We start from the raw sequence: 20,158 nt of genomic DNA on the forward strand, positions 1-20,158 counted from the left end.
CCGGGAGGACGTGCTGGCACAGAAAATCAAGCTATCGACGATTGCCGATGCGCTCGGCGTGTCCACCGCAACGGTCTCGCTGGCCTTGCGCGACAGCCCGCTGGTCGCAGACTCGACGCGGGACAAGATCAAGGAACATGCGCGCGCCATCGGCTATATCTACAACCGCCGTGCAGCGTCCCTGCGCACGTCGCGGTCGGGCATCGTCGGGGTCGTCGTCCACGACATCATGAACCCCTTCTTTGCGGAAATCCTGCGCTCCATCGAGAGCGAGCTCGACCGCAGCCGCCAGACATTTATCCTGTCCAACCATTACGACGACCTTGAAAAGCAGCGCACCTTCATCGACACGCTGCTGCAGCTCGGCGCCGACGGGGTGATCATGTCGCCCGCCATCGGCACGCCGGCCGAAGACATCGTCATGGCCGAGGAGAACGGCCTGCCGGCGGTGCTGATCGCGCGCACGGTGGAGGGCGCCAACGTGCCGGTGTTCCGCGGCGACGATGCCTACGGCACGGCGCTGGCCACCAACCATCTCATCTCGCTCGGCCACAAGCGCATCGCCATGATCGGCGGCACCGACCAGACCTCGACCGGCCGCGACCGCTACCAAGGCTATTTGAAGGCCATGCAGGCCGCCGGGTTGGAGGTTTCGCCCTCATGGCGCATTCCTGGCCCGCGCACCAAGCAGGCCGGTTTCGAGGCGGCCAGCCAGTTTCTGGCGCTGAAGGACAAGCCGACCGCCGCCGTGTGCTGGAACGATCTCGTCGCCATCGGCCTGATGAACGGCATCGCACGCGCCGGCCTGGTGCCCGGTGTCGACATTTCGGTGACCGGCTATGACGATCTCGAAGAGGCGGCTATCGCCACGCCGGCGCTGACCACGGTGTGGAACGGCCAGCGCGAGGTGGGCCGCCGCGCCGCGAGCGCGCTGCTCGACAAGCTGAACGGCCAGCCGGTGCGGCCGTCGCAGGAATTGATCAGGCCGGAGCTGCACGTCAGGCAGTCGACCGCCAAGCCGGTGGAGCGGACATGAACCAACGACATCTGCCGGTGACGGTCCTGGTGCCGGGCCGTCTGCACGAGCGCGCCCTGGCGCGCGTCGACGCGACCTTCGACATGGTGCGCATCGACCAGGTGCAGCCAGAGCTGATGACACCCGAGATGAAGCGCGACGTGCGCGGGGTTGCGGCCATGGGCTTCTTGCAGCCTATCGGCCCCGCCTTCATCGACGCGCTGCCCAATCTGGAGATCATCGCCTCTTTCGGCGTCGGCTACGACGCGATCGACGCCGGCTATGCGGGAAGCAAGGGCGTGATGGTGACCAATACGCCCGACGTGCTGACCGAGGAGGTGGCCGACACCGCGCTCGGCTTGCTGCTCAACACGGTGCGCGAGCTGCCGCGCGCCGAAGCCTATCTGCGTGCCGGTCGCTGGGAGAATGAAGGCAACTATCCTCTGACGCCGATGACTCTACGCGGCCGCCGCGCCGGCATTTTCGGCATGGGCCGGATCGGCATGGCGATCGCCAAGCGGCTGGAGGCGTTCGGGCTGTCGATCGCCTATCACAATCGCCGCTCGGTGGAGGGCCTGGCCTACACCTATTATCCGAGCCTCGAGGAACTGGCGGGGGCGGTCGACACGCTGATCTCGGTGGTGCCGGGCGGGGCCGCGACGGAAAAAGTGGTCAACGCGAATATCTTCAAGGCGCTCGGGCCGGACGGGGTGTTCATCAATATCGGGCGCGGCAGCACCGTGGACGAGGAGGCGCTGATTGCGGCGCTGCGCGACGGAACGATCCGCGCCGCCGGGCTCGACGTCTTCGCCAACGAGCCGCATGTGCCGCAGGCGCTGATCGACCTGCCCAATGCGGTGCTTCTGCCGCATGTCGCCTCGGCCTCGGTGCACACCCGCAACGCGATGGCCGACCTTGTGGTCGACAATTTGATTTCCTGGTTCTCGAACGGCGAGGTTCTGACGCCGGTGGCCGAGACGGCGCATGTGACGGCGAAGGCGGTGAAGTAGACCGCAGCGCGGCCTATGCTTCAATTGGGCTGTGGCGGAAACCTCGACGGCGAGGCATGGTTCCCCGCTACGTTGCAGAATACTGGGTGTGCTTTCGCTAACGACGGAGGTCGCCTTACTCCGCCGCTTGGCGCGCACCGTCGCGGGCGGCGGCGTGCAGGCGCACGGCGTCACCGAATGCCTTGAAGACGCGTGCCGACGCATTGTCCGACTTGACCCAGTATTCCGGGTGCCACTGCACGCCGACGGCGAAGGCACGTGAATCCTTCACCGACACGGCTTCCACCGTGCCGTCCTCGGCCACGGCCTCGACCTGAAGCCGTCCGCCGAGGCGGTCGACCGCCTGGCGGTGGACGGAGTTGATCATGATCTCGCCGGCGCCGAACACATCGGCCAGGCAACTGCCGGACTTGATGGAAAGCTTGTGGCGGATGGCGAAGCGCTCGTCCTGGAGGTCGCTGACCGGAGCACGGTGGTCGAGCGAGCCGTCGCGCTCCTGGATTTCGGTGGCGAGCGTGCCGCCCAGCGCCACGTTCAACTCCTGCAGACCGCGGCAGATGGCCAGCAGCGGCACGCCGCGCTCGATCGCCTTGCGGATCAGCGGCAGGGTGGTGGCGTCGCGATCTGGATCGTAGGGGCCGTTGGCCTCGGTGGCTTCCTCGCCGTAGAGCGAGGGATGCACGTTCGACTTGGAGCCGGTGATCATGACGCCGTCGACCGAGTCGAGCAGCCGGTCGAGATCCATTCGGTCGCCGAAATTGGGGACGAGGACCGGAGTGACTCCGGCGCCGACGATGGCTGCCTCCAGATATTGCTGGGGTGCTGCGTGCCAGGTGTAGTTTTCGAACTGGCGGACATCAGTCGAGACGGCAACGATCGGCTTGAGCATTTGACTTGGTGCTTTCCAAACAGGGCAGGACGGCAATTCCCCGCTTAGATAGGCGAAAATCCGGCCACTTTCCAACAGAGTTTCGTGAACGCCTTGGAAAAGAGGGAACCCGTCTAAGACTATAGTTTTAGAACGCGCCGAAGTTCCACGTTTTCCGGCTTTTCGGACAGTGCGAACGCCCTGCGGACGCTGGACTCGGACCGCTCGCCATGTATTGTTTTCAACCGCGATTAAGCCGGAAGCGTATGTATTTCAAGGGTATCCGGCTCCGTCCTGGTCCAAATGGGAGGAACTTAATGGATCGCCGTTCATTCATACGCAAGGCCGGCCTGACTGGCGCTGGGGCTGTCGCGGCCACCGCGCTGGCCGCCCCCGCCATTGCCCAGTCCAACCCGAAAATCACCTGGCGCCTGGCGTCATCGTTCCCCAAGTCGCTCGACACGATCTATGGGGCCGCCGAGGTGCTGTCCAAGTACCTGTCGGAAGCGACCGACGGCAACTTCACCATCCAGCCCTTTGCAGCGGGCGAGATCGTGCCCGGCCTGCAGGCAGCCGACGCGGCCGCGGCCGGCACGGTCGAAGCCGCCCATACGGTGGCTTACTACTACTGGGGCAAGGACCCCACCTGGGCGCTGGGCGCTGCGGTTCCCTTCTCGCTCAACGCTCGCGGCATGAATGCCTGGCACTATCAGGGCGGCGGCATCGCGCTGTTCAACGAGTTCCTCGCCACACAGGGCCTGTACGGCCTGCCCGGCGGCAACACCGGCGTGCAGATGGGCGGCTGGTTCCGGAAGGAGATCAACTCGGTCGCCGATCTCAAGGGCCTGAAGTTCCGCGTCGGCGGCTTTGCCGGCAAGGTGCTGGAGAGGCTCGGCGTGGTGCCGCAGCAACTCGCTGGCGGCGACATCTATCCGGCGCTGGAAAAGGGCACGATCGACGCCGCCGAGTGGGTCGGCCCCTATGACGATGAGAAGCTCGGTTTCTACAAAGTGGCGCCGTATTACTACTATCCCGGCTGGTGGGAAGGCGGCCCGACGGTCCACTTCCTGTTCAACAAGGCAAAATACGAAGAGCTGCCGCAGGCCTACAAGGCGTTGCTGAGCAGCGCCTGCCAGGCGACTGACGCCAACATGCTGCAGATGTATGACTTCGTGAACCCGCCGGCCATGAAGCGCCTGGTGGCGAACGGCGCGCAGCTTCGTCCGTTCAACGCGGAGGTCCTTGAGGCCTGCTTCAACGCCGCCAACGAGGTCTATGCCGAGATGGAAGCGAGCAATCCACAGTTCAAGAAGATCTGGGACTCGATCAAGGACTTCCGCAAGGAGCACTATCTCTGGTCGCAGATCGCCGAATACAACTATGACACCTTCCTGATGATCCAGCAGCGCAACGGCAAGCTCTGATCCATTACGGAGAGGCGGACGAAGGAGAACCCGGAGCCAGTGCTCCGGGTTTTTCTTTGGGACCATAACCATCGACCCAGCGGTACGAAAAAGCCCGGCGCGACGGCCGGGCTTTCCAATCGGGTCAGTTGAAGCTTGGCGGCTTCGACAGGTCGCTTACCGGCGCCTGTGGGTCGATCAGCGGCGCTGATTCCCCGGGTGCGCCGAGGGGCGGCAGGCCGAGCCCTCCGCCGCCGAGGCCGGGCAAGGCAGGTATCTCGATCTTGACGTCGTCCGGGTTAACCACCGGACCCTTGTAGTGCATCACCATCTGCGGGAAGGCGATGACGAGGGCAACCATGAGGATCTGGATGCCCACGAAGGGTACCGCGCCCCAATAGATCTGCCCCGTGGTGACGGGCTCCATGCGTCTGCCGGTGATCTTGTCGAGATAGGGCACGCGCGCCGCCACCGAGCGCAGATAGAACAGCGCGAAGCCGAAGGGCGGATGCATGAAGCTCGTCTGCATGTTGACGCCCAGCAGCACCCCGAACCAGATCAGGTCTATGCCCAGCTTGTCGGCCGCCGGCGTCAGCAGCGGCACGATGATGAAGGCCAGTTCGAAGAAGTCGAGGAAGAAGGCCAGGAAGAAGACCAGCATGTTGACGGCGACGAGGAAGCCGACCTCGCCGCCCGGCAGCGACGTCAACAGATGTTCGACCCAGAGATGGCCGTTGACGCCATAGAAGGTGAGCGAAAAGACACGCGCGCCGATCAGGATGAAGATCACGAAGGACGACAGTCGGGTGGTCGAGGCGAGCGCCTGGCGCACGACGTCGAGGGTGAGGCGTTTCTTGCCCGCCGCCATGATCAGCGCGCCGACGGCACCCATGGCGCCACCCTCCGTCGGCGTGGCGATGCCGAGGAAGATGGTGCCCAGCACCAGGAAGATCAGCGCCAGCGGCGGGATCAGCACGATGATGACTTGCTGGGCCAGTCTGGACATCAGGTTCAAATCCATCGCGCGGTCAACAATCGCCACGACATAGATGAGAGCGATGCCGACTACCGCCCCCCAGATGTCCGCGTCCACACCGACACTGGGTGTCAGTGCGACGTGAGCCGTATAGGCGACCGCGGCCGCGACCACGAGTGCGACGGCCAGCGACGTGGCGCCATGGCCGAGCGTGCGGGCTTCGAGAGGCAGCGCCGGCATCGATTTCGGCCGCATGATCGACATGACGACGACGTAGCAGATGTAGATGCCGGTCAGCACCAGGCCGGGGAGCAGCGCGCCCTTGTACATGTCGCCCACCGAGCGGCCGAGCTGGTCTGCCAGAACGATCAGCACCAGCGAGGGCGGGATGATCTGCGCCAGCGTGCCCGATGCAGCAATGACACCGGAGGCGAGCCGCCGGTCATAGCCATAGCGCAGCATGATCGGCAGCGAGATCAGCCCCATGGCGATGACGGACGCAGCCACCACGCCGGTGGTCGCCGCCAGCAGTGCGCCGACGAAGATCACCGCATAGGCAAGTCCGCCGCGGATCGGCCCGAACAGCTGGCCGATGGTGTCGAGCAGGTCCTCGGCCATGCCCGACCGCTCGAGCACGATACCCATGAACGTGAAGAACGGGATCGCCAGCAGCGTCTCGTTCGACAACACGCCCCAAAGCCGTTCGGGCATGGCGTAGAGCAGGGGCCAGGAAAGATTGATTGTGTCGCCCGAATGAGGGGCGAGCTCAACGCCGATGAAGAAAAACAAAAGGCCATTCGCCGCCAGCGAAAAGGCGACCGGGTAGCCAAGCAGCAGAAAAATGATGAGCGAGCAGAACATGATCGGCGCCATGTTCTCGGCGATGAGATGCATCATGAGCGCACCTCGTCGGCGAGAGCTTCGCCTTCGAGTTCTGCCTGCTCGTGCGCGGATACGAATGGGGTGGGATCGTCGATGTCGCCGCGCATCACCGCGATCTTCTTGATGATCTCGGAAACACCCTGGAAGCCAAGCTGCACGAAGCCGATCAGCAGCAGCATCTTGGCCGGCCAGAGGATCAGGCCGCCGGCGCTGGAGGACATTTCGCCGGAGCGGACCGACAGGCTCACATAAGGCACGAAATAGCAGATCATCAGGATGGTGAAGGGCATCAGGAAGAAGATGTGCCCGAGCAGGTCGATCCAGTGCTGCACCCGACGCGAGAACATTCCGTAGACCACGTCGATGCGGATGTGCTCGTTCTGCTTGAGCGTGTAGGCCGCGGCGAGCAGGAAGGCTGCGCCGAACAGATACCATTGAAGCTCCAGCCACGCGTTGGACGAGATGTTGAAGGCCTTGCGGATGGTCGCGTTGGCGGCGCTGATCAGCACCGCCAGCAGGATGAGCCACGCGACCCATCGACCTATGATTTCATTGACACGATCTATCGCTCTGGAGAGAGCTAACAGCGCTGCCATGCGGTTCCTCCCTAGGGTGGAGCCGTTCGTTTCCCTCCCGACGGCTCCTTGCCCACATCGGTAAAATGCGCGGCGGCCATGCGTCAACAACGAGTGGCACAGCTTGCTGATCGGGTTGTGCCAGTGTTGCCGGGAATCCGCCGATTCCGGTTTTCTCCTGCAACGAAAGTCTTAGAAATGCTGGCGGGAGGATTGTAGCGTTTCCTGGCCGCCGAACCGCAGCACCGGCATGGCCGCCAGAAGCACGAACATCCAGCCGTCGCGCCATTCGATGGGGAAGTAGCCGGTCCACAGCGACTCGGCGATGCCGAAGCCGAGGGCGCCCAGCGCGGCGCGGACGGGGGAGCGATAGCCGCCAACGGCCGCGACGAACAAAATCTTCAGGCCGAAGACGAGGCCGCTGCCGAAGCCGATATTGCCGAAATGCAGCGCGGCCAGCATGCCGGCGAGCGCGGCGGTGAGCGCACCTGCCAGCACCGCGCCGCGAAAGACGAGACGGGTGTCGATGCCGCACATGGCGGCCGCGGCCGGATCGTCGGAGACGGCGCGCCAGTCGCGCCCGAAGCGCGAGCGGGCGAGCACCCCCCCGGAGATCGCGAGCACAGCCGCGATGATGGCGCAGTCGAGCAGCTGGATGACGGTGAGGGTCACCTTGTAGCCGCTGCTCTCGGCGAAGACGACCGGGGTGGAAAGCAGGGGCGGCAGCCAAAAATCATGCGTCTGGGCGGAGATGCGGGCCAACTCGGTGAGGAACAGGAGCACGCCGAGCGTGGCCACGACGATCGCGTTGGGCGAGCTCTTGGCCAGCGGTTCGAACACGTTGCGCGACAGCACGCTGCCGGTGAGTGCCGCATAGGCGAAGGTGGCGGCGATGGCGACGGCGATCGTCATCGGCAGAGTCATCCACAGCACCTGCCAGCCGAAGACGGCGATGAGGATCATGGTCTGGCCGCTGAAGGCGAAGATCGCGCCGTGCGCCAGATTGGTCCGGTGCAGCACGCCGTTGACCAGCACATAGCCGAAAGCCAGCAGCGCATAGAGCGCGCCCATGTGCAGGCCGTTGAGGAACTGCTGAAAGAAATAGAGCATGGGCCGCCCGTTCGCCGCACCAATGCGGTCTCGCAGAAAGTTGCGGTGAAAAATCTAACTTGTCAAAGGCAATTTACCAGTTAGATTTCTTCGCATGACAGTTTCCTGGACTCCGCATCGCTTTTCCGGCGGCGTTTTGGCGCTCGACGCGGCCAACACGGTCGTTCTGCGCGGCGACCCGGAACGCTCCTTCGACCGCTTCGAGCAGGCGGTCGAGCTGCCCCGCTTCGCGGCGGCCGCGACCGGCTTCCGTGCCGACGAACTCGGCGGGCGGCGGGTTGAGGTCGAGGATGCCGAGGCGATCCTGCCCACGGTGATTTCCATCCGCGAGGCGACGGACAGGCTGTTTCGGCACGCGGCATCGGACGGCAGCGTGGCGACGGCCGACCTGCCTGATTTCCTGCGAGCCTGCGCCGATGGCCTCGCGGGACGTGAGGAGCATGTCGGGATGCCGGAAAAGCCGTTCGGCGACCCGTCCACGCCGCTGGCGCTGGAGGCCGCGCTTGCCGTCTCGGCGCTGTCGCTGCTCTCGTCGGACAATCTGCGCCGGCTGAGGATCTGTCCCAACTGCAACTGGCTGTTTCTCGACCGCAGCCGCAACGCCAGCCGCCTGTGGTGCGACATGGCCGTGTGCGGCAACCGCCAGAAGGCCAGGCGCCATTACCATCGTCGCAAGGAGGAGGTTTCCCATGTTTGAGCATGCGCGCACTCGGCCGGTTCTGGCCTCTTTCTTGCTGCTGGTGCCTCTGCTCGTGGGCGCATGCCGCGACACAGGCAAGCTGTTCGAGATTTCCGGGCAGCTGATGGTGTTCAACTACCGCGTGGCGAAGGTGACCTACCTGGTGACGCTGAACCCGATCCAGCCGATCGGCGAGGGCCAGACGGCGGTGACCACCTTCGAGAACCCGGCCGGCGGCGAGCCGCTGGTGGTGCGCCAGAAGCTCTTTCCCGAGCACCAGAAGGTGACGATCGAGAGCCCGCCGCTGGAATGCGTGGTGAAGGACCGGCCCTACAAGGTGTCGATCCGCATAGAGGGTCCGAGCGGCGCGCTGTTGCAGGACATCGAGACCACCATGGTGTCTTCGCAGGACCAGAGCATGCTGCCCGACCGGCCGCTGGTGGTCGGGCCGGGCTACGATCCCAATCCGGAGCTTGCCGGCCATCCCGACGGCAAGCTGCCCGGCGGGCGCGGCGTGGCCTGCCCCGCGACCTGACCGGACGGCCTTGGGCCTGAGGCGAAGCCTGGCGGAACAATTCCCCGTGCGTGCCCGGTGCATTACCGGGCGGGGCCCTTGCGCTTTGCCGGCGGAGGTGCTTCGTTTCAACAGGCTTCCGGGGAGCGAGGCAACGGTCCAGTCTGTAACGGTCTTGGCGCCCCGATTCGCCGGTCGATTCCGCAAAGGAATGCCCGATGACGCTGCATGACGTTTCCCTCGACGACAAATTCGATCTCGGCAAGGAACGCGTCTTCCTGTCCGGTGCGCAGGCGATCGTGCGGATGCTGCTGATGCAGCGCGAGCGCGACCGGCGCGCAGGGCTGAGCACGGCGGGCTTCGTTTCGGGCTATCGCGGCTCGCCGCTAGGCGGGCTCGACATGCAGCTGTGGAAAGCCAAGAGCCAGCTCAAGCAGGCAGACATCGTCTTCCAGCCCGGCCTCAACGAGGAGCTTGCCGCGACCGCCTGCTGGGGAACGCAGCAGACCGAGCTGTTGGGCGAGGGCAAGCATGACGGCGTCTTCGCGCTCTGGTATGGCAAGGGACCCGGCGTCGACCGCTCCGGCGACGTGTTCCGCCATGCCAATCTCGCAGGCTCGTCGAAACATGGCGGCGCGCTCGCCCTGATGGGCGACGACCACATGGCCGAATCCTCCACCAACGCGCATGCCACCGAACTGGTGTTCGTCGACTCGATGATGCCGGTTCTCAATCCGGCCGGCGTGCAGGAGCTGATCGATTACGGCCTCTACGGCTATGCCATGTCGCGCTTCTCCGGGACCTGGGCGGCCATCAAATGCGTGAAGGACAACATCGAATCGACCGCTTCGGTGGATGCCTCGCTCGACCGGCTGAACATCGTGCTGCCAAAGTTCGACATGCCGCCAGGCGGCCTCAACATCCGCCACGAGATCAACATGCTCGGCCAGGAGGAGCGCCTGTTCGAGCATAAGCGGGCGGCGGCCAGCGCCTTCATCCGCGCCAACAACCTCAACCGGATCGTCTATTCCGGCGGTTCCAGGGCCCGGCTCGGCATCATCACCGTGGGCAAGAGCTATCTCGACGTGCATCAGGCGCTGGACGATCTCGGCATCGACGAGAAGCGCGCCAATGAGCTGGGCGTGCGGCTGTTCAAGGTGGGCTGCCCCTGGCCGCTCGACCTCGAGCACGTCGCCGATTTCGTACGCGGGCTGGAAACGGTCATCGTGGTGGAGGAAAAGCGCTCGCTGATCGAGATGCAGCTGCGCGAGAAGCTCTACGGCACGGCCAACCAGCCGATGATCGTGGGCAAGAAGGACGAGCGCGGCGGCTGGCTGTTTCCGGCCAAGGGCGTGCTCGACCCCAACGACATCGCCATTGCGCTCGGCGAGCGCATATTGAAGGTGATCGGCCCGTCGGGGGAGATCGCTGCCCACGTCAGCCGGTTGCGCCAGTTCCAGGCGATGCTGGCCGACACCAAGGATGTCGGCTCGCGCACGCCGTTTTTCTGTTCGGGCTGCCCGCACAATTCCTCGACCAAGGTGCCGGAGGGCTCGATCGCGGCGGCCGGCATCGGCTGCCATTTCATGGCGCTGTGGATGGACCGCTCGACGGTAGGCTTCACCGCCATGGGCGGCGAGGGCGCGCAGTGGGTCGGCCAGGCGCCTTTCTCCAAGCGCGACCACATCTTCCAGAATCTCGGCGACGGCACCTACAACCACTCGGGCACGCTGGCGATCCGCTTCGCGCTCGTCTCGGGCGCCAACATCACCTACAAGATCCTCTATAACGATGCCGTAGCCATGACCGGCGGCCAGCCGCATGAGGGCGGGCTGACCGTCGACATGATCGCCCGGCAGGTGCGCGCCGAGGGTATCGACCGTATCGCCGTGGTAACCGACGAGCCGGGAAAATATGCCGGCCGCGTCGAGTTTCCGGCCGGCGCGACCATCCATCACCGTGACGATCTCGACCGGGTGCAGCGCGAGCTGCGCGAGGTCAAGGGCGTGTCGGTGCTGCTCTACGACCAGACCTGCGCGGCCGAGAAGCGCCGCCGCCGCAAGCGCGGCACGTTTCCCGATCCGGACAAGCGCGTCGTCATCAACGAGTTGGTCTGCGAGGGATGCGGCGACTGCGGCGTGCAGTCGAACTGCGTGTCGATCCAGCCGGTGGAGACCGAGTTCGGCCGCAAGCGAAAAATCGACCAGTCGAGCTGCAACAAGGACTTTTCCTGCGTCAACGGCTTTTGTCCGTCCTTCGTGACGGTGCATGGCGCCAAGATCCGCAAGGCCGAGGGCCTCGCCGGCAAGTCCGATCCACTGGCCGGCGTTCCGGAGCCAAAGCTGTTCCCGCTCGGAAACGGCTGGTCGTCGATCATCGACGGCGTCGGTGGCACCGGCGTGGTGACAGTCGGCGCGATCCTCGGCATGGCCTCGCATCTGGAAGGCAAGGGCTGCGGCATGATCGACATGGCGGGGCTTGCCCAGAAGGGCGGCTCGGTCTTCACCCATGTGCGCATCGCCGAAACGCCGGAGGAGATCCATGCCATCCGCGTCTCGGCCGGCAAGGCCGATCTGATCCTGGGCTGCGACCTCGTCGTCTCCGGTGCCAAGAAGGTGCTGGCGGCGGTGCGCGAGGGGCACACGGTCTTCGTCGCCAACACCGCCGAGGTGATGCCGGGCGAATTCACCCGCGCGGCGGATTTTTCGTTGCCGACCGAGCGGCTGAAGAAGGCGATCCGCGATGCGGCGGGCGAGGCGCATGCGCATTTCTTCGACGCCACACGCGCGGCCACCGCGCTGTTCGGCAACTCGCTTGGCGCCAACATGTTCCTGCTCGGCTTTGCCTATCAGAATGGCGGCCTGCCGCTTCCGGCGGAGGCGATAGAAAAGGCCATCGAGCTCAACGGCCAGGCGGTGGCGATGAACGTGGCCGCCTTCCGCTGGGGCCGGCGGGCGGCGCATGAACCGGAATTCGTGCGCGGGCTGGTGGCCCAGCCTGGCCGCGCGGCAGGCGCGGTCGAGCCGGCGCGGACACTGGACGAGATCGTCGCGCGGCGGGTGGAATTCCTCACCGCCTACCAGAACGCGGACTATGCCAAGCGCTACCGCGACCGCATCGAGGCGCTGCGGGCGGCCGAGGCGAAGGCGTCACCCGGCTCCACCGCCGTTACCGAGGCGGCGGCGAGGAATTTGTTCAAACTGATGGCGATCAAGGACGAATACGAAGTCGCGCGGCTCTACACAGACGGCTCCTTCACGCGGCAGCTTGCTGCACAGTTCCAGAGCTACGACCGGCTGGAGTTCCATCTGGCGCCCCCGATCCTCGGTCGCAGCGATGCGGGCGGCAAGCCGCGCAAGTCGAGCTTCGGGGCCTGGATGATGACCGGGTTCCGAGCGCTTGCGGCTCTCAAAGGCCTGCGCGGCACCGCTTTCGATGTTTTCGGCTACACCACCGAGCGGCGCATGGAGCGCGAATTGCTGGCGCAGTATGAGAGCGACCTGGACCTGATCCGCAGCTCGCTGAACGCCGGCAGGATCGAGGCGGCGGCCGCACTCGCCTCGGTGCCGGCGCTGGTCCGCGGTTACGGCCACGTCAGGCAGGCGAGCGCGGCCAAGGCGGCCGGTGAGAGGGCGCGGCTGCTCGAGCGGCTGTCAGGGCAGCCGGCCCGGGCGCTGCAGGCGGCGGAATAGCGGAAACGGATTGTTTACCAAAGCCGCAACATCCATCGTCTCCGTCTTCGAGGTTTGGTTGATGCCAGGGCGCGTTGCGGTCACTCTAAGCCTTTCTTAAGGCGAATCTGGCAGTGCTGGGGTCCCAAAATGGGAACCAGAAGTGACTGCGAGCAAAAAAGAGCTTCCGGACGACATTTATATCCCGTTTGTGGAAACCCTTTTTCGCGACGGTTTCACACTTGCCATTGGCATCACCGCCCAGATGGCGCTTATCACGCTCGCCTGGGCCAAAACCGGAAACGTCGCCTTCCTGGCGGTCGTGCTCGTCCTTCTGATCGTCGGCTTGCTGCGCGTCGGGAGCATGCGCAAATTCGCGAAGCTCCCTGCGATCACGACGCGGGCGGAGGCCCGCAGGCACGAGAACCGCTACATCTTCTATGGCGCGATGCACGGCGCCGCCTTGGGCACGTTCTGCCTGGTTGCCATCTACACCGCCCAGGACGGCTTTGCCGAGATTGCAGCGGTATGCATCTCGCTGGCCACCGCGACCGGCATCGCCGGCCGAAATTATGGCTCGCCACGCATGGTGATCATCCTGATCATCACGCTGACCTGCCCGATGTCGCTCGGCTTCATCCTGCGCGGCGACTTCTACCACGTGCTGCTCGGGCTACTTTCCGCGCCCTTCCTGCTGGCGATCCACAGATATGCCGACACCGTTCGGGACGTCCTGTTCACGGCGCTGTCGGCCGAGAAGCGGGCCAATCGCATTGCCGGGCGCTTCAACCGCGCGCTGAACACCATGTCGCACGGCCTGGTCATGCTTGGGCCCAACGGCAAGGTGGTGGTCGCCAATGCCGAGGCCGCGCATCTGATGTTGCTCAAGTCTCCCGATGCATTGCTAGGGCGTTCGGTCCGTTCGCTGCTCAAGCGCGGCGTGGCTGGCGGCCTGCTGTCGCCGAAGGACTGCCGCTATGTCGAGGGCCAGCTGACCCGGGCGCTGCATGAGGGGCGGGACCGCAAGGTCCTCGTTTCCCTGACGAACGGCCAGCACTACGAGTTCTCGGCGCGCGCCGGCAATCAGGAACTCGGTGTCATCACCTTCGAGGATGTCACGCAGCGCGTCGAGGCCGAGGAGAAAATCCGCTCCATGGCTCGTTACGACAACCTGACGGGTCTGCCGAACCGGGCCTATTTCCACGAGATCGTGGGCGAGTGCATGGCCTCGGGCGACCGCGAGCGCCTATGCGCGCTGGCGGTTCTCGACCTCGACGACTTCAAGAGCGTGAACGACACGCTCGGGCACCCGGTCGGCGACGGTCTGATTTACGCGGCGGCGGAACGGCTGGGCAATCTCGTCAACGAGGACGTGAAGGTCAGTCGCTTCGGCGGCGACGAGTTCATGATCTTCTTCAATCGCGTCGAGGACGAGAGCCATCTGGCCGGAATGCTGGACGCGATCTTTGCCATCCTCCAGGGCGATGTCGATGTCGCGGGTCACGTGCTGCGCCTCCAGGCCAGCGGCGGTGCGGTGCTGTCGCGGGTGAGGGACAGCGACGCCGACGCCATGATCGTCAAGGCGGACCTTGCGATGTACAAGGCCAAGGAGCTCGGCAAGAACGGCTGGCGCCTGTTCGAATCGGCCATGGACGCGGCTTTCCGCGACAAGCAGTTGCTGAAAGCCGATCTCCGCAGCGCTGTCGAGGCAAAGCGCCTGCGCGTGGTCTTTCAACCGATCGTCGCGATCGAGACGATGCGGATCGCAAGCTGCGAGGCCCTGTGCCGGTGGGATCACCCCGAACTTGGCGCAATCTCGCCGGCGATCTTCATCCCCCTGGCGGAAGAGATGGGCATCATCTCGGAAATCAGCACCTTCATGCTGCATGCTGCATGTGGCGAATGCGCCAAATGGCCTTCACCGATCGGCGTGTCGGTCAATCTTTCGGCCAAGGATTTCCGCCGCCGCGATGTGGTCGACAAGGTGCGCGACGCGCTTGCCCATTCGGGGCTCGCTCCGTGGCGGCTCGAGATCGAGGTGACGGAGACCGCGCTGCTCGACGACAAGTCGCAGACGCGCCAGTACATCGAAGAGATCAAGCAACTGGGCGTGCGCATCGCGCTCGACGATTTCGGCACGGGCTATTCCAGCCTCAGCTATCTGCACAAGCTGCCGCTCGACAAGGTCAAGATCGACCGGAGCTTCCTGATGGACGTCACCCAGAATTCCCATTCCCTTCATTTGCTCAAGGGCATCGTGAATCTCTCGCGGCCGCTGGGGCTCGCGGTGACGGTCGAGGGCGTCGAGACATATGAGCAGCTCAAGATCCTGTCGCTGGAGGTCAAGCCGGACCTGGTCCAAGGCTTCCTCTTCGGATCGGCGCTCAGCGCCTCCGGCATCGAGACGATGTCGAACACCGTGTGGCCTTTCGCCGAGGAGATGAGGGTGGCCAAGCGCTGATCGACCTGCCTGGTGATTCTCGACTCTGCCCAGGATTGAGGTTATAGAGGCCGAATTGCCGGCAGAAACTTCAAAATCTAACAAAATTATTTTTAGTTAAGGTTAATGCAAAGTAAATAAAGCACTTACTGTTTAAGCCTTTACAGGCACACGCCATTCGCTACCCTTCCGGCGGGTTCGAGTGCGGGGGCAGACATGGGTGTTCATCAGATGCCGATCGGCAGAAGTGCCGGTGAGGGCGGCGCAGACGCGCCGGAAGTCTCGAGTTTCGCGCAGAAGGTGCTGGAACTCCTGGACCGCACCGAATACCGCCGATGCGACAGGGGCGAAGACGTCGAGGACATCTACCGCCTGCGATACAAGGCTTATCGCACCAACGATATCGTTCCCGACATGGAGAATCAGTCGATCAGCGACGAGCTCGACGAGACGCCGAATGTCTACCGTTTCGGCATCTACATCGACCAGCGCCTCGTCAGCACGATGCGCATTCACCACGTTACCCAGGAGACGCCCTTCTCGCCTTCGGTGAAGGCGTTCGGCGATGTCGTCCTGCCGCTGCTGGCAAAGGGCGACACCTTCATCTGCCCCAGCCGGTTTGCCTCCGACCCCGAATGGACCCGCGTATATCCGCAACTGGCCTACGTGACGCTGCGGCTGGCGGGAATGGCCTGCTATTATTTCGAGACGCCCTATGGTCTTTCGACCGTGCGGGAGGACCATGCGGGTTTCTACAAGCGGGTCTACTATTCGGAGCAGATCAGCGAGCCGCGGGGCTATCCGGGCGTTTTCAGCAAGGTCGTGCTGTACCGGACCAACGCCTACCTCAATCGCGAGCGCTATTACGCGCGGTTCCCGTTCTTCCGCTCCACGCCGCTCGAGCAGCGGCTGCTCTTCGCCCGGCCCGAAGGGGGTGAACTGGCGCCGCTGACGGTCCTGCCCACAGCAAAATATTACAGCGACGCGGCATGAGCGCCGGCGCGGGGCGCCGCGCCGCGATGAACCTTTCCGGTCCTTTGCCGTTCTGATTTCGGCTGGAGGTCATCGCAGGCAATGCGACGACAACCGGCGGGGGGCGAAGACGCCCTCTTGGCGTCGTCCAGAAAAAGGAAGCCGACATGACCGTCTCGACGATCACCCTGGCGCCGCTCATCGCCCTGATCGCCGGCGTGCTCATCCTCGTGATGCCGCGCCTGCTCAATTACATCGTCGCTATCTATCTCATTGTCGTGGGCCTGCTCGGCCTGTTTCCGCATCTGGCCGGCTAGGCTGCCCCGAGGCGCGGCGCCCGGCTGAGCGCGAGGCGACTCAGCGGGCGCATTGCCGTCGTGCGCTGGCGATTCCCTGCTGGCGCGAAATATGCTAGGAAAGATATCGGCCTGATAGCGCACGCACGCTGGTCCGATGCCGCGCTTATCCGCGGCAGCGACATCACGGCCATTGCCCTTCCCGCCGCTTTTCGCTATGTGCGCAGGAAATCTTTTCGGAGGGCTTTTTGATGGCAGACCATTCCCCGACCGGCCCGGTCGAAACCGGTGCTCAGATGGACTATCGCGAGCATGAGCGCACCTATTCCGGCTTCCTGATGCTTGCGAAGTACGGCACGCTCGTTTGCATCGCGATTCTCATCGCGATGGCGTTCGGGTTCTTCACCACCGCCGGCTTCTTCTCCGCGACTGTTCTGTTTATCATCATCTGTGCCGTTGGCGGGTTCGTCCTCCGCTAATCGGAACAGACTTTCGTCTTGAGGCGCTGGGCCCGGCGCCGTGGCGGGCCGCGCCTGTGGTGTTTTAGCCGAGGGGGGCCGCGCCGTGACGCAGACGATCTTTGTTCCGAAGGAACTCGATCCTTCCGAGCCGCGCGTTGCGGCATCTCCAGAAACGGTGAAACGACTGACTGGCCTTGGCTTCGACGTGATCGTCGAAGCCGGCGCCGGCTTGGACTCGCGCATCACCGACGCTGATTACACCACTGCCGGTGCAAAAATCGGCAAGGTCGCCGACGCGGCCAAGGCCGACGTGGTGCTGAAGGTGCGGCGCCCGACCGATGCCGAGCTCAAGGGCTACAAGTCCGGCGCGGCGGTCATCGCCATCATGGATCCCTATGGCAACGACGCGGCGGTCGCCGCGATGGCCAAGGCCGGCATCACCGCCTTCTCCATGGAATTCATGCCGCGCATCACCCGTGCGCAGGTGATGGACGTGCTGTCCTCGCAGGCAAACCTAGCCGGCTACCAAGCGGTGATCGACGCGGCCGCAGAATATGACCGGGCGCTGCCGATGATGATGACGGCGGCCGGCACCGTGCCGGCGGCGAAAGTGTTCATCATGGGCGTCGGCGTTGCAGGCCTGCAGGCGATCGCCACGGCGCGCCGGCTCGGCGCGGTCGTCACCGCCACCGACGTTCGCCCCGCCGCCAAGGAGCAGGTCGCGTCGCTAGGTGCGAAATTCCTCGCCGTCGAGGACGAGGAGTTCAAGGCGGCCGAGACGGCGGGCGGTTACGCCAAGGAAATGTCCAAGGAATACCAGGCCAAGCAGGCGGCTCTGACCGCCGAGCACATCGCCAAGCAGGACATCGTCATCACCACGGCGCTGATCCCCGGCCGGCCGGCGCCGAAGCTGGTGTCGGCGGCGATGGTCGCTTCGATGAAGCCGGGCTCGGTACTGGTCGATCTCGCCGTCGAGCGCGGCGGCAATGTCGAGGGCGCCGTGCCGGGCAAGATCGTGACCACCGAAAATGGGGTCAAGATCGTCGGCCATCTCAACGTGCCGGGCCGCGTCGCGGCGTCGGCTTCGCTCCTCTACGCCAAGAACCTTTTTGCCTTCCTCGAGACCATGGTCGACAAGACGACCAAGCAGGTCGCGATCAACCGCGACGACGAGCTGGTCAAGGCGACCATGCTGACCGACGCCGGCAAGGTCGTGCACCCGGCATTCGCCAATGTCGTCGTGGCCGAGGCTGCGGAGAAGGCTGAGCCGGCAAAGCTTAAGGTCGCCAAACCGGTCGCTGCCAAGAAACCGGCAGCTGCCAGAAAGCCTGCGGTCAAGAAGTCCAAGGGGGATGCGTGATGGACAAGACCTCTCTCGAACAGGCGCTCGACCAGCTCGACCAGGCGGTTGCGGCGGTGCGTCTCGGCGTTCAGGAACTGGCGCATGCACAGGGCGCGGCGGAAGCCGCGGGTGCTGCCGCTCATGCGGCCTCCGGCGGGGCGATCGACCCGTTCGTGTTCCGCTTCGCCATCTTCGTCTTGGCAATCTTCGTCGGCTACTACGTGGTGTGGTCGGTGACGCCAGCCCTGCACACGCCGCTGATGGCGGTGACCAACGCGATCTCCTCGGTGATCGTGGTCGGCTCGCTTCTGGCGGTAGGCATCGCGGCCTCGGGGCTGGCCACCGGCTTCGGCTTCGTCGCTTTGATGCTGGTTTCGGTCAACATCTTCGGCGGTTTCCTCGTCACCCAGCGCATGCTGGCCATGTACAAGAAGAAGGAAAAGTGAGCCGGCCATGAACGCGAACCTCGCTTCCTTCCTCTATCTCGTTTCCGGCATCCTGTTCATCCTGGCGCTACGCGGCCTGTCGCATCCGACGACGAGCCGCCAGGGCAACATATACGGCATGATCGGCATGGCCATCGCCATCGCCACCACGCTGGCGCTGGCCAAGCCGACCGTCGGCAGCTTCGGTCTGATCCTGCTGGGGCTGGTCATCGGCGGCACCGCCGGCGCGGTGGTAGCCAAGCGTATCGCCATGACCGCGATGCCACAGCTGGTCGCGGCCTTCCACAGCCTCGTCGGCTTCGCCGCCGTGATGGTGGCGGCAGCCGCGATGTATGCGCCCGAGAGCTTCGGCATCGGGGCGGTCGGCGCGATTCACGGCCAGGCGCTGGTCGAGATGAGCCTCGGTGTGGCGATCGGTGCCATCACCTTCACCGGCTCTGTCATTGCTTTCCTGAAGCTCGACGGTCGCATGTCGGGCAAGCCGATCATGCTGCCGGGACGCCATGCAATCAACTCGGCCCTCGGCATCGCGCTGGTGGTGTTGATCGTGCTGCTGGTCGCCACGCAGAGCCATTTCGTGTTCTGGCTGATCGTTCTGCTGTCGCTGGCGTTGGGCGTGCTGCTCATCATCCCGATCGGCGGCGCCGACATGCCGGTGGTGGTGTCGATGCTCAACTCCTATTCTGGCTGGGCGGCGGCCGCACTCGGCTTCACGCTGGGCAATCTGGCGCTGATCATCACCGGCGCGCTGGTCGGCTCGTCGGGCGCGATCCTGTCCTACATCATGTGCAAGGGCATGAACCGCTCCTTCATCTCGGTCATCCTTGGCGGCTTCGGCGGCGAGACTGCCGCAGCCGTGCATGACGGCGTCGAGCGCACGGTCAAGCAGGGCTCGGCCGACGACGCGGCCTATCTGATGATGAACGCCCAGAAGGTCATCATCGTGCCGGGTTACGGCATGGCGGTGGCGCAGGCGCAGCACGCCTTGCGCGAGATGGCCGACAAGCTGAAGGCCAACGGCGTCGAGGTGAAATACGCGATCCACCCGGTCGCCGGCCGCATGCCGGGCCACATGAACGTGCTGCTCGCCGAGGCCAACGTGCCTTACGACGAGGTGTTCGAGCTGGAGGACATCAACTCCGAGTTCGCGCAGGCCGACGTGGCCTATGTCATCGGCGCCAACGACGTCACCAACCCGTCTGCGCGCGACGACAAGAACTCGCCGATCTACGGCATGCCGATCCTCGACGTCGACAAGGCGCGCACCTGCCTGTTCGTCAAGCGCTCGCTCGGCTCCGGCTATGCCGGCATCGACAACACGCTGTTTTACAAGGACGGCACCATGATGCTGCTGGGCGACGCCAAGAAGATGACCGAGGAAATCGTCAAGGCGATGGATCACTAAGACCGGGCTAGATTGGGCCTAGGTTAGATTCTAATAAGGAGGGCCGGTTGTAACGGCCCTTTTTTATTGTGGTGCGAATCATGGCTTGCCCAT

At 64.5% G+C, this 20,158-nt stretch carries 17 protein-coding genes; 13 read left to right on the forward strand and 4 right to left on the reverse strand.

Annotation, left to right across the window (positions count from 1 at the left end):
* Positions 1 to 13 precede the first annotated feature (13 nt).
* Entirely contained in the window at positions 14 to 1,036 is a 1,023-nt protein-coding gene (locus ABLE85_RS10090; RefSeq protein ID WP_348792895.1) for a LacI family DNA-binding transcriptional regulator, read from the forward strand.
* Positions 1,033 to 2,025, forward strand: coding sequence for a 2-hydroxyacid dehydrogenase (locus tag ABLE85_RS10095; protein WP_348792592.1), 993 nt, complete (start codon positions 1,033 to 1,035; stop codon positions 2,023 to 2,025). The genes ABLE85_RS10090 and ABLE85_RS10095 overlap by 4 nt, the downstream gene beginning before the upstream one ends.
* A gap of 115 nt (positions 2,026 to 2,140) precedes the next feature.
* Here ABLE85_RS10095 and ABLE85_RS10100 read toward each other — a convergent pair whose 3' ends face one another.
* The gene (locus tag ABLE85_RS10100; protein WP_348792593.1) at positions 2,141 to 2,914 is read right to left on the reverse strand and encodes a gamma-glutamyl-gamma-aminobutyrate hydrolase family protein; all 774 of its coding nucleotides are present in this window, start codon (positions 2,912 to 2,914) and stop codon (positions 2,141 to 2,143) included.
* Between the two features lie 296 nt (positions 2,915 to 3,210).
* On the opposite strand from ABLE85_RS10100, the gene ABLE85_RS10105 reads away from it, so the two are divergent.
* Positions 3,211 to 4,317 carry a TRAP transporter substrate-binding protein gene (locus ABLE85_RS10105; RefSeq protein WP_348792594.1) on the forward strand — a complete coding sequence of 369 codons (1,107 nt, stop codon included), beginning with the start codon at positions 3,211 to 3,213 and terminating at the stop codon, positions 4,315 to 4,317.
* Positions 4,318 to 4,441: 124 nt separating this feature from the next.
* Here ABLE85_RS10105 and ABLE85_RS10110 read toward each other — a convergent pair whose 3' ends face one another.
* From ABLE85_RS10110 to ABLE85_RS10120, 3 genes are all read right to left on the reverse strand, one after another.
* Positions 4,442 to 6,169, reverse strand: coding sequence for a TRAP transporter large permease subunit (locus tag ABLE85_RS10110; protein WP_348792595.1), 1,728 nt, complete (start codon positions 6,167 to 6,169; stop codon positions 4,442 to 4,444).
* Complete coding sequence (locus tag ABLE85_RS10115) at positions 6,166 to 6,750, reverse strand: TRAP transporter small permease subunit (RefSeq protein WP_348792596.1); 585 nt, start codon at positions 6,748 to 6,750, stop codon at positions 6,166 to 6,168. The genes ABLE85_RS10110 and ABLE85_RS10115 overlap by 4 nt, the downstream gene beginning before the upstream one ends.
* Positions 6,751 to 6,921: 171 nt before the next feature.
* Positions 6,922 to 7,839: a branched-chain amino acid ABC transporter permease gene (locus tag ABLE85_RS10120; protein WP_348792597.1), complete on the reverse strand. Its 918-nt coding sequence runs from the start codon at positions 7,837 to 7,839 to the stop codon at positions 6,922 to 6,924.
* Between the two features lie 94 nt (positions 7,840 to 7,933).
* On the opposite strand from ABLE85_RS10120, the gene ABLE85_RS10125 reads away from it, so the two are divergent.
* The 10 genes from ABLE85_RS10125 (at position 7,934) to ABLE85_RS10170 (ending at position 20,065) form a co-directional block, all read left to right on the forward strand.
* A complete protein-coding gene (locus ABLE85_RS10125) occupies positions 7,934 to 8,536 on the forward strand; it encodes a CGNR zinc finger domain-containing protein (RefSeq protein WP_348792598.1) in 603 nt (200 codons plus the stop codon).
* The gene (locus tag ABLE85_RS10130; RefSeq protein ID WP_348792599.1) at positions 8,529 to 9,053 is read left to right on the forward strand and encodes a hypothetical protein; all 525 of its coding nucleotides are present in this window, start codon (positions 8,529 to 8,531) and stop codon (positions 9,051 to 9,053) included. The genes ABLE85_RS10125 and ABLE85_RS10130 overlap by 8 nt, the downstream gene beginning before the upstream one ends.
* Positions 9,054 to 9,250: 197 nt before the next feature.
* Positions 9,251 to 12,724, forward strand: coding sequence for an indolepyruvate ferredoxin oxidoreductase family protein (locus ABLE85_RS10135; RefSeq protein WP_348792600.1), 3,474 nt, complete (start codon positions 9,251 to 9,253; stop codon positions 12,722 to 12,724).
* A 142-nt stretch (positions 12,725 to 12,866) separates the two neighbouring features.
* Positions 12,867 to 15,164: an EAL domain-containing protein gene (locus ABLE85_RS10140; RefSeq protein WP_348792601.1), complete on the forward strand. Its 2,298-nt coding sequence runs from the start codon at positions 12,867 to 12,869 to the stop codon at positions 15,162 to 15,164.
* A gap of 195 nt (positions 15,165 to 15,359) precedes the next feature.
* Positions 15,360 to 16,136 (forward strand): hypothetical protein, encoded by a 777-nt coding sequence (locus ABLE85_RS10145; protein WP_348792602.1) that lies wholly within the window; start codon positions 15,360 to 15,362, stop codon positions 16,134 to 16,136.
* Between the two features lie 146 nt (positions 16,137 to 16,282).
* Positions 16,283 to 16,432, forward strand: coding sequence for a DUF3096 domain-containing protein (locus tag ABLE85_RS10150; protein WP_348792603.1), 150 nt, complete (start codon positions 16,283 to 16,285; stop codon positions 16,430 to 16,432).
* A 230-nt stretch (positions 16,433 to 16,662) separates the two neighbouring features.
* Positions 16,663 to 16,890 carry an aa3-type cytochrome c oxidase subunit IV gene (locus ABLE85_RS10155; protein WP_348792604.1) on the forward strand — a complete coding sequence of 76 codons (228 nt, stop codon included), beginning with the start codon at positions 16,663 to 16,665 and terminating at the stop codon, positions 16,888 to 16,890.
* Between the two features lie 85 nt (positions 16,891 to 16,975).
* On the forward strand, positions 16,976 to 18,232 hold the full coding sequence (locus ABLE85_RS10160; RefSeq protein WP_348792605.1) for a Re/Si-specific NAD(P)(+) transhydrogenase subunit alpha: 1,257 nt from the start codon (positions 16,976 to 16,978) through the stop codon (positions 18,230 to 18,232).
* A complete protein-coding gene (locus tag ABLE85_RS10165; RefSeq protein ID WP_348792606.1) occupies positions 18,232 to 18,660 on the forward strand; it encodes a proton-translocating transhydrogenase family protein in 429 nt (142 codons plus the stop codon). The genes ABLE85_RS10160 and ABLE85_RS10165 overlap by 1 nt, the downstream gene beginning before the upstream one ends.
* A gap of 7 nt (positions 18,661 to 18,667) precedes the next feature.
* A complete protein-coding gene (locus ABLE85_RS10170; protein WP_348792607.1) occupies positions 18,668 to 20,065 on the forward strand; it encodes an NAD(P)(+) transhydrogenase (Re/Si-specific) subunit beta in 1,398 nt (465 codons plus the stop codon).
* Positions 20,066 to 20,158: the final 93 nt, after the last annotated feature.

Source organism: Mesorhizobium sp. KR1-2 (assembly GCF_040045035.1).
Classification (GTDB): Bacteria; Pseudomonadota; Alphaproteobacteria; order Rhizobiales; family Rhizobiaceae; genus Pseudaminobacter.